General features: G+C 60.8%; 9 protein-coding genes. 4 read left to right on the top strand and 5 right to left on the bottom strand.

Going from position 1 to position 10,274, the window contains the following annotated elements:
* Positions 1-133: 133 nt before the first annotated feature.
* The 3 genes from ASILVAE211_RS24210 to ASILVAE211_RS24200 all read right to left on the bottom strand — a co-directional run bounded on the left by ASILVAE211_RS24210 (position 134) and on the right by ASILVAE211_RS24200 (position 1,600).
* Positions 134-697, bottom strand: coding sequence for a PIN domain-containing protein (locus ASILVAE211_RS24210; RefSeq protein WP_227323938.1), 564 nt, complete (start codon positions 695-697; stop codon positions 134-136).
* A 3-nt stretch (positions 698-700) separates the two neighbouring features.
* On the bottom strand, positions 701-1,165 hold the full coding sequence (locus tag ASILVAE211_RS24205) for an excisionase family DNA-binding protein (RefSeq protein WP_227323937.1): 465 nt from the start codon (positions 1,163-1,165) through the stop codon (positions 701-703).
* Positions 1,166-1,297: 132 nt separating this feature from the next.
* On the bottom strand, positions 1,298-1,600 hold the full coding sequence (locus ASILVAE211_RS24200) for a hypothetical protein (protein ID WP_227323936.1): 303 nt from the start codon (positions 1,598-1,600) through the stop codon (positions 1,298-1,300).
* Positions 1,601-2,315: 715 nt separating this feature from the next.
* On the opposite strand from ASILVAE211_RS24200, the gene ASILVAE211_RS24195 reads away from it, so the two are divergent.
* From ASILVAE211_RS24195 to ASILVAE211_RS24180, 4 genes are all read left to right on the top strand, one after another.
* Complete coding sequence (locus ASILVAE211_RS24195) at positions 2,316-2,963, top strand: ParA family protein (RefSeq protein WP_227323935.1); 648 nt, start codon at positions 2,316-2,318, stop codon at positions 2,961-2,963.
* A gap of 375 nt (positions 2,964-3,338) precedes the next feature.
* Positions 3,339-3,779 (top strand): lysozyme inhibitor LprI family protein, encoded by a 441-nt coding sequence (locus ASILVAE211_RS24190; RefSeq protein WP_227323934.1) that lies wholly within the window; start codon positions 3,339-3,341, stop codon positions 3,777-3,779.
* 306 nt (positions 3,780-4,085) lie between these two features.
* The gene (locus ASILVAE211_RS24185; protein ID WP_227323933.1) at positions 4,086-5,066 is read left to right on the top strand and encodes a replication protein RepA; all 981 of its coding nucleotides are present in this window, start codon (positions 4,086-4,088) and stop codon (positions 5,064-5,066) included.
* Positions 5,067-5,312: 246 nt separating this feature from the next.
* Positions 5,313-5,831, top strand: a complete 519-nt coding sequence (locus ASILVAE211_RS24180; protein ID WP_227323932.1) for a hypothetical protein — start codon at positions 5,313-5,315, stop codon at positions 5,829-5,831.
* Positions 5,832-5,854: 23 nt separating this feature from the next.
* Here ASILVAE211_RS24180 and ASILVAE211_RS24175 read toward each other — a convergent pair whose 3' ends face one another.
* Positions 5,855-6,103: a hypothetical protein gene (locus ASILVAE211_RS24175; protein WP_227323931.1), complete on the bottom strand. Its 249-nt coding sequence runs from the start codon at positions 6,101-6,103 to the stop codon at positions 5,855-5,857.
* A gap of 67 nt (positions 6,104-6,170) precedes the next feature.
* Positions 6,171-9,770, bottom strand: a complete 3,600-nt coding sequence (locus tag ASILVAE211_RS24170; RefSeq protein WP_227323930.1) for a hypothetical protein — start codon at positions 9,768-9,770, stop codon at positions 6,171-6,173.
* Positions 9,771-10,274: the final 504 nt, after the last annotated feature.

Below are 10,274 nucleotides of genomic sequence, written 5' to 3'. Positions count from 1 at the left end.
GGCGCGAAGGCGACAAGCTACCTCTTCGCTGAATGTCCGCTGTCGGAATGACCCGATTTGGGCGCTGGCGACCGGCTTGGGTCGAAAGCAGTCGTGCGATCTTGGGTTTCAATGGCGTCGTTATCGTGCGAGATCAAAACGTCATTGAGCGCACGCGCAAAAATGCCACTGTCTCAGCCAATCCCTGCTGCGCTAGCGTGTCAAGGAACTCCTCAACGGTCTTAGGCGGATTCTTCAGAGCCCCCCTCGCCTCTCGCACCGCCGACAATGCAACTGCCTCGTCCAGATCCAGCGTGTGCCGGATGAACTTGTCTGGGTGCTGCACATCGATCCGAAACGGGGCAAGCTTCTCCGCCGGGAAGTCTCGAATGTTTTGGGTCACTATGACATCGGCGCCGCCGACGATTGCGGCAGCTAGGACATGCCGATCGTCTGGATCGGGAAGCTCCAGCGCCGGGATCAGGGTCTCGTAACCTTCAACCAAACAGTCATCGATCGCGCTGTTTAGTAGCGTGCGGGTCCGCGGAAGCCGATCGGCAAGCTCGGGCCTGGTCCGTAGCAGTGCCGTTGTCCATTCGTCGTGGATTTTCTCGGTCCACCGAGCCTGGAAGAGCCCGGTGCGTGCTAACCGGATCAGGAGGTCGCGAAGCGGAGCCGGATAGAGGACATTCGCGTCGAAGAGGGCGACGAAAGCCACAGGCTAATAGCCCATGCCCAGCTCTTGAGCCTCTGCGGCAAGCTCGTCCATGGCTCGGCCCGTTTCCTGGTGCCGGCGTGCCTTGAAGGAGATGACGTCTTCCAACAGCAGCCGGCGATGGGTGCCGACCATATGAAAGTCGATAGCCCCCTCCCCCATTAGCTTTACCAGATGTGGCCGTGACACGTTCAGCATGTCGGCCGCCTGGCGCGTCGTCAGCTCGGCATTCTCAGGCATCACTGACACCGCCCGGCCGTCAGCTAGGTGGACAAGCATGTCCGTGAGCAGCCGCACAGCAGCCGCCGGCAGAACAAAGGTTTGATGGGAGCCATTCGCAGCCTCAGCCTCGACATGCACGCTGCCGCGGCCACTGAGCTGCGCTAGAGCACGGCTTGCGTCCTGGGCGGCCCGCTTGTCGCTGTCGGAGATGCTGCTTGGCTCAACCGTCTGAAGCATCGAGAGGGTCATAGCGTTTCTCCTTCGTCGCTTAGTTAGGGTAAACATACCCGTAAGTGCAATAAGTGAAACGGCATCACTGACCAGAATGCCAGCACGTAACGACGTCATGCCGTATCAGCGTCACGCGAACCGCGGTGCACATTATAATGGAAGGGTGCAGCGATAGGTGCTGTAGAGGATGCTCTTGTCGGAGCTCTTCGCCTCACGGGAAATGAGGCGCCCGTCCGCCACAGATGATGCAAACCAGGTTCGGAATGCAGCCTCAGCCTGAGCGAGCTGGGCGTGCGTCGGATAACCTTTTTCAGTTGGGGGACCGGCTACCTCGATCTCACGATCCAGGGTGAATTGCGATGAACTTGCCCCATCCTGTGACGGCCGATAAAACGTGTATGTGAAGGTGATCTTCATGGCTTGGGCCGTTCCCCGATTATTTTTCTGCAGCATGCATAATGTCAGGCAGCAGGGGAAGGCCGCCTGCAGAAGCTGCCGCAACACAGTTCGCACGGCGCCTTATTCCAGCGGAAGTAAGGCATTACGTAATTGTTTTGTTGCGGCGATACGTAACGACAAAGGTGCGTAATGCTTTTCCTGCGATGCTCACCATCCCGCTTCTAGGCCGTGGGATGCAAACCTGTAATGCGCGAGCCCCTCCCCTCCTCCGCCGGCACATGTCACTTGGGCTAGCCCAACAAGCCGATACTCGAGCGAGCGCTCGGTTGGTCCGCGCCATTGCGCTATTGGAAGCGCTGGAGCCACAGCCGGCCTCATGATTGATGAAACACTACGGCGTTACGATAATACGTAGTGCTGGACCATCAGCGTTACGGCTCTACGACTATACGTGTCGACGTGCGGTAATCGTTGCGCCCTCCCCTCCCCGTCCTCTCGGTGTGTGCACGGTCCCTTTACCAAACTTCGCTCCTGGCACTGTCGGCGGTCCTGCTGCGGAGGAAAATTCTATCTTTCTGATGCATGAGCGCATTATCAGCGTCATCGAAGATCATCATCACGACAGCACGTAACTACGTAGCTATGCCTATACACCTAGCTGGCAAGGCGGCTCTTTTCGAAACGGATGGCGTCAATTGCTTGACCCGAATCGCGCGTAATGTCTTCTCTGCGTCACGACGTAACGACGCTCTGACGTAGGAATATCAGTATGACGGTGCTTACCGTTGCCAGCAGCAAGGGCGGCCCTGGCAAAACGACGCTCTGCCAGGTTCTCGCGGGAAGTCTCGCCGGCCAGTGTAAGCTCGTCGTTCTGGACGCTGACCCCACGCAAGCGCTCTCCCGTTGGGCAACATCTACCTACGAGGGCCCAACCTTTGAGACATTCGCCGAGCCAGATGAAACACAGCTCGCACATCTGATTGGCACCAAAGCCGAAACAGCAGATCTGGTGCTGGTCGATACCGCAGGGTTCGGAAATCGGGCAGCTACGGTCGCCATGACCTCGGCCGACGCAGTGCTGGTGCCGACACTGGCCGGCGAAGCGGACATCACGGAAGCTGAGAAGACTGTTCGCCTTGTGGATGGGCTGGCCAAGGCTGCCCGACGCGATATCCCGGCGCGGGTGATGTTCAATAGAGTGCGTCGCACCTCGCTGGCCAAGCATGCGGAGGCAGAGGCGGACCGCGCCAAGCTGCCACGTCTTCTAAGCTCGCTATCGGACCTCGTGGCCTACGGGGAAATGTCCTACTCGGGGCGGCTCCCAACCTCTGGGCCGGCCGCGGCCGAAGTTTCAGCTCTCATAGAAGAGCTGATCAAATTAGGTTGGATACCCACGTCCACACGTAACGACGTATGAGTGTGCGCACATGAAGGCACCATTGAAAGCTCGTCGTCCGTCGCCTGAAGAGGCACTGGCTATTGCGACCAGCACAGCGCCACAGCAACCGCCGGCGCAGATCGTCCATCAGCCTGCGCCGGTTCAGAGCCAGCCAAGCGGGGGAGGGGAGGGGGCTTCGGTGGCAACGTCTCCTGCGGTCACGCCAGTAGTCGCCCCACCACCAGATCCGGCCACCACCCTTAATCTGCGGGTCCGCACCTCCACGATCGACGCTATCATGGCGACAGCGAAGGAGAGGGGGCTGACCATGAAGCAGGTCGTCAGCCACGCGCTTCGGGACGCCGGCATCGCTGTTGCTGAGGCAGACCTCGAGGACCGGACGCCGCGGAGGAAATGAACAACACGTCAAGGCGTGCTGACAGCGTTACGTGGATACGGTCATTTAAACCTTGGTTAAGCCCGCAGACCGTCCGCGCTGCAGTTTTCTCCCTCGTGGGTCTTGGCATTCCCTGCCCGGTAATTGCCGCAGACCATTGCATGGCTCAAAATCATGAGAATGATATCCGCGCGTGCTTGGATCGCGAGTATCAAAATGCCGAGGCAAACGTGCACGCTGCGGAACAAGACTTTAGGAAAAACGTCCCGCAACTCGGCAACGATTTCCAAATCGCTGAAGATCGCTGGCGAGCTTACAAACAGGCTGAATGTAATCTGGAAGGTGACGCTTTTAGGGGAGGCACCCTAGAAGCTGATCTAGCGGGCCAATGCGCGACATCATTGGATAACCAGCGCGCCTACCAGATCCGGCATGATGCGGCTCTCGCTGAACACTGAGGCTCGTAGCCCGACTCGGGTGCTAAAAATTCAGACGATGACTTGCACGCGCTCACACAGCATCAAAAGCCGACGTTGTAAGTGAGGACTTTGCCGGGAAAGCGTGAGGACTTTCGCGGGATCGCCGGCAACCTTCGACTCGTGGATTTCCCGTAAAATCACCGACTTATCCCGAGGACTCTGACAGGACATACTAATAGAACTAACCTAATATCCTTCACTAATACCCATCCCCGCCACAGTCCTCAGCGACAAAGCCAGCTCAATCGGCCAGAGTTTGTTTTGAGAGACAGGGCAGCCGAGTCGATGGGAACAATTCACGATCTTCTGGTCGAGAAGGGGAAGCAGCAAGCTCTCCAGTTCAATTTCGACCGTCGTGTCGTGGATGTAGCCGCGAATTTCCTCGCTGACGAGGAGAGTGGGACCGCCTTCCTATTTTCTGGCTGGGCACAAGCAGCTCTTCCTCACAAAAGGCTCCCAGACGACGCCCCTTGGCAGCTTAGGACCGAGCGGGTCACCCTGCTGGTCGAGCCAGGCCGCCGCACAATGCCCTCCGGACCGCCAATCTCGGTGGGAGTGCCCTATGGCTCCCGCGCACGCCTCATCATGCTCTACCTCCAAAGCGAAGCCCTCAAGACCAACAGCCGATCAGTAGAGCTTGGGAAAAGCTTGAGAGATTGGCTTGGGAAGATGGGCATCACGCCCGGCGGCAAGAGCATTCAGTCGATCCGTGAGCAGGCCGAACGCATTACCCGGTGCCGGATTTCCTTCCACCTGCATTCGGCTGGCAAAGAAGGTCTTATCCAGCAGCACATCGTCGATACGGCCATGTTCGGCGATACCTCCTCGTATCTGAGTGAGGACTCTGCCGGGGGCCAAAGTGAGGACTTTGGCGGGGCGATTCGAAATACCTCAGGTTTCCTCGAGACGGTCAGGCTCTCTGAAACCTTCTTCGAGCAGCTAAAGCGCCACCCGGTTCCGGTCGATGATGCTGCTATTCGGGCCATTAACCGCCATTCCATGGCCTTGGACATCTATTGCTGGCTGGCCTACCGGCTTCATGCGCTCGCAGGCGACCGTGACGTGACCTGGAAGGCTCTCCATGCCCAGTTCGGGGGAGGGGTGTCGCGCCTCGACCATTTCCGAACGGTTTTTGTGGAGAACTTGAACCTGGCGTTGGCTGTTTATCCGGATGCGAAGGTCGAGATCGGGGGGAGGGGGCTCACGCTTCAGCCGTCACGGCCGCCGATCGCACCGAGGATCAAGGCTGCTGCGCTGTCCCGGTAGAGTCCTCGGGGCAGGAAGCGATGGTCAGCGATCCGCGCGAAAGCAGCTCGCGCATCGCTGACAAATAAATCTCGTCATTGCGCCGAGCGCTCGGGCAAGTATTGAGTCGAAGGTGCTATGGTAACCTGGAATACAATTTCCCACCTGAGAGATATCGCGGGAATTGTAACAGGAATATGCGCACTCGGGGTGTCGGGCGGAAGCCTTTGGATAGCAAGACAAACCGCTCGGATGAACAGGCGGTCTTTGTTCGAGAATATCCGCCCCCTTCTTGATCTAGATTTCCATCTGGACGCAAAAGACACCCATGTAACTCTGAGAAATAAAGGCCTCGGTGTAGCGGTAATTACCGCAGTGATGGCCACAAAGATCGATCCTGCTACCAAAATAAGGCGTCAAAACCGAGATCCATATCGGTTGCTCACTTTTGACGAGCAGTTCGATTGGAATATGTGCACAACCTTTCCTGATGGACGATTGCGATATTTGCGGCCAGGTGATGGCTATATTTTATTCCACATTGACAAGAAATATTTGCTTTCTCAACAAAGAAAAAGACCTTGGATCAGAGACGAGAGTATCGATGATATTTGCCATGGAATTCATCATCAGATAGGTCAGATGTTGCTAAAAGTTGAACTGGAAAACGTAAGGGGAGACAAAATGCCTCCTTTCGAATTTGACTTTAGACAGTTTTTCCCTTTGCCTGGAATGCCTTATCCGCGTTTGCTCAACGCTGGAAAATCCGAGAACCTTCAATCTTAAAGTTGGTGAGCTCAATCTCCGAGCTACTGCCCATTCTCCGTCGCGTGGTCACCCTCCGCTTTAGCCTGCTTCTCGCACTCAAACTGACCGCTTTTGGTGCGCCCAAACCAGCGCTCGCCCTCGTAGTGATAAACGCCGCTGTTGGTGTTCACCCATACGACCCGATCGCCTGGGCAGGAAATGTCCGGCGTGACCGGCGGGTAGGATTTGTGGGCGAGGGCAGGGGTGGCCAGCGTCACAAGGGCGATGAACGGAACCCAGGCGTATCTCATGTCGTTCCCCTTTAACGGCTTTGCCGCAGCCCCACTATGCGGGGGAAAGGGTGAAGGAGCCAGCGCCCTACCGCGTCAGCGTCGACAGCACGTTCATCTGTGCGGCCGGCGGCACCCATGCGGCACTCGGCGCGGGCTCGTTGTATCCCGTTTCGTTGGCCTGCACGGCGAGGTTCGAGGCGCTCGCCCGCGTCACCGCGTGGGATAGTCCGCACAGGATGCGAGACTGGTTCTCTGGGGTGACTTTCGACATGAGGATACGCGCGACCTCTGGGTGCAGCATCGCCTCAGTCACGAGGTCGTCCACCTTGTTAATCCCAGCCAGGCGCATGGACGCCAGAACGTCGCGAGCCACGGCTGCACCCACGCCAAAGATTTCACCCGTTAGCGCGCCGCTCTCGCCGCCCAGGATGCCCAATGTGCCGCCGCTCAGGGCTTGGACGACGAAGGCTTTGCCGATCCGGCTGGCAAGGGTGAACTTCCGCGCGTCTTCCTGGTCGCCGGCCGTATTGGATTCCCCAGCCAGCCTGATCGCGTCGCGGGATCGCAGCGACCGCTGAATGTCCTTGCCGATGAGGTCCATTGTGTTGACCTCGTTCTCGGTGAAGAACTGCCGCAGCGCGCTCCGGTTCTGGCGCATGAAAGTCTGGAAGGCATCTGCGGAGATCTTCCCCTGACTGGAGGTGCCCGCCTCAGTGTTGGACACCAGCCGCATTTCCATATGCTGGACGATCGCACGCCGAACGCCGTCGATAGCGGCCTGATTGCCCTTGGTGAGGGCGGCAAGCTGAGCAAACCGCGAAGTGGCATTGCTGTTGCTGAAGAGGGCGCCGACCTGGCGCACGACGTCATCGGGGGCGTCGGCTTTCGCGAACTGGCCGGCGACCGTTGAACGGAATTGCCGACCGACCTGCTGGGCATTCAGGATCTGCGCCGCAGCTTGCTGATCATGAGCAATCAGCGCCTCCTTGGCGCGCGTCGCGGCATCGCCAACCGCACGCTCTGCCCCTTCTGCCGTGCTGAGCGCCTGATTGAGCGAGTGCATGGCGGGGTGTGACAAAGCTCGCCCGTAGTCGCGCCGGAACCGGGAAAGGGCGTCGGGATTGAGGGTGCCGTCTGGCTTGATGGCTTTGAGACGAGCTTGCATCGCCAAAGCGTCCCGCGCAGCGTTCATGTCGCCGCCGGCGTTCTCATAGGCGTTGAGGACTTCGCGCCCTTTGGCGCCCGGCCGCAGGATACCCTGCGGAACGCTGGCATCGGAGCGGACAAAACCGCCCTGCGAGCTGCGGCGAACCATGTCGCCTACGGCTCCGACGTTGAAGCGCTGATGGCGGTCATTACTGAAGTCAACCGCCGCCCTCAGCCGTGATGCGGCGTCTTCATCGAAATTGACCCGCGGGCCGCCGTCATGGCCAGCAGGAGGCTCCGGCATTGTCAGAAGACCTTGCTCGGCTTCCGGTCGCACGCCGGCCGGTCCCATTTGCTGCAGGGACGTGTCCCGGGTCAGGGCTGCCTGATCGCCGTACCGGACGGCGTGGTCGACTGCATCGTGGGGATCCATGCCGCGCATCACGAGGTCAGTCGCATGGTCCGTTTCGGCAGGCGCCAGGCGCACGCCGGCATTGTCGGCCGCCATCCGCACGTCTTCACGCGCACCCATCATGGCGTCGGACTGCCGCGCCGCTTCACGCTCGGTATTCGAAGCCAGGTCGAGCCCAGCCTGCTGTTCCGGCGGATAGACTTTGCGGCCGGCCAATTCAGACCGGATGGCTTCGAGCAGGTCATTGGTTGAAGCGCCTGGACGCAGATAGCCGGCTTCGACAGCCGCCTCCCGCGCGTAATCCAGCGACTGGCCACCGGTGCGCCGCAGAAGACCGACGCGCTGCGGCCCGGCATCCATTGCGGCAAGATCGCCACCGGGATCGGTGACGCCGCCGCGTTGCGTCAGAAAGGCGAGGAGGGAGGGACCGGGCCGTTGATTTGCTGATCCAGCCGCCAGTCCCGGATTGCCTCCAGCATTTCCTGGTCGCCGTCCCGACGAGCTTCCTGTTCCACCCAAGCCAGATAGGCCATCTGCTCCTCGGGAGCGACTTGGTTCAGTGAAAGCTGAACGGCTATCTTGCCCTTGGCCTCCGGAGGAATTCGCGGTGCCTGCCGCCCAACCATCGTTCTTTTCCTGAAGTCGCGCAGCCATCGTATCGCCGGGGCGCATCCGGCCTTCGGCAACTGCCAAAGCTTCCCGCTGCGCGTGGCGCTCTACGGCGCTGTCGATAGCATGATCCAAAACCGCCTTAAAGCGGGACAGGCGAGCGTAGCCAGGCGTGCGTCCGTGCTCCAGCTCACGCGAGATGGCATCGTTGATGTTCTGCCGAAGATCGCTGACTTCCTTGAAGGGTTCGCCGGCGCGGTAGGAGCTCGCGGCACCGTAGATTTGGTTCTCAGCGCTGCTGAAAGGCTTCGCAGATTTCGTCTGCTCGCCGGTGATCGCCCTGGCTTCCTTACGGATGGGCGTCACGTCCATGACGAGCTTGCCCTCGGGATCGACCGCATCCCATAGCGCGGATTCTTGTTCACGGGCTGCCTGCTCGGCTGCATCCGGTCGGGCACGCATCGCGGCACCGTAGGCCTCGGGCGTGTCCCGGCCGCCGATTGCGCTCGCCGCCTGGTTTGCCTGACCGCGGGCGGTGGCAACGCGGCCTTCACCAGCCTGCGCGACGCGGGCGCTCGCCCCAGGTGCCTGTCCCTGAAGATCAGAGACCGTCTTGTCGATCGCATCGAGATGGGCGCGCACGAGATCTCTGACCTGACTGGGATCTCCGGTGCCTTGGAAGCTGCCCAAGGATGCGAGGCGTGCGCTGTTCTGGTTGGCGATCGCCTTGTTGAACACGCCACGGTTCCGCGTGGCCACGGCGCGCTCGACGCCACCGAGGCCCATATCTCCCGTCTGCTGGAAGGTCGTTGGTGTTGAGCCTGGCACGATTTCGTTGGCGCCGCCGGCGAGCGAAGCGCGCACCGCATCGGGATCGTCAGCAGAGTCTACCAAGTGGCGCCCGGCCATCTGGATCTGTCCGGCCGTTGCCATAATCGGCTGGCCATTTTGGCGGAGCATGGCATTGCCGGCGGCATCCGTCAGGGCATTGGTGTGGCCGAGGAACGGCCGCACATAGTTCGCCGCCATGCGCGCGCCACCACCGACAGCCTGACCAACCGCCGGGAGCACAGCTCCCGCAACCGCGCCAAGCCCAGCACCTTCCGCCGCACCCGGCAGGATGCCAGCATTCGTCGGCGCGTCGGATGCGCCTTGAACCGCGCCCTGGGCTGCGCCGGCACCGGCGAACCGCAGGATGGAGGGTAGGCTCGACAGAGCATTGAGCGTGGGAGCAACAGCCGGGATGGCACTAGCCAGCGCATCGGCACCAACGCCGATTACGCCCCCACCGGTGATCGCCGCTGCGGTGTTGCCTACCATGCCCGCCGGCACGCGCAGTGCAGCCGGGATTGAGTTCAGCCTGGCCAGATTGGCTTGCAAGTTCTGCTGATATCTCGCGCCGAACGTGGGCGCCTGCGAGCCCTGCCCGATGAGATAACCTAGGGCTGCATCCGTGGCCGCGCCAACTTGGTTGACGCCGGGTATCTGATCCAGCGTGGCGAAAGCCGCGTCAGACAATCCCTGCAGCGCTCCACCCTGAGGCGGCGCTGGTTGAGAAACCTGCGCGGGTGAGGGGAGGGGCGCCACGCTGCTATCAGCAGGTTGCGGCTGGTTCGACGCAGGGCTGGCAGGTTGGGTTTGCTGGGACTGGGCCGCCTGCGGCGGAGGAAGCGGCAGATGGCTCCCGGGTGGGGCCGTGGACGTCGTGGGTGCAGGGGGCAGCGGCAAGCCTGGCGGATTGGCGGGCGACGTCGCAGTCGCCTGCGGCGGGGGCGCCTGTGCTGGAATAGAAGCCGCAACGGCAGGGGTTACCGGGGGCGCGGTTTGCGCGACAGGCGCCGGCGCTGGCTGGGCTGGAACAGTCGCGTTTACGCCGACGTTCTGACCGCCACCACCGACGTTCGACAGCATATAGCCTGACCCGGGCTGTCCCATTGGTGCTGCCGGATTCTGGTTTGGCCCAGACGCAGAGATATCGATGACCGGCACGTCCGCCTGCTGTGGCGGCGGGGGCGATTGCGA

The sequence above is a fragment of the Acidisoma silvae genome (genome assembly GCF_020618775.1).
In the GTDB taxonomy this organism is placed as follows: Bacteria; Pseudomonadota; Alphaproteobacteria; order Acetobacterales; family Acetobacteraceae; genus Acidisoma; species Acidisoma silvae.
Note: the sequence above shows the minus strand (reverse complement) of the source record. Positions and strands in the feature narration are given on the sequence as shown.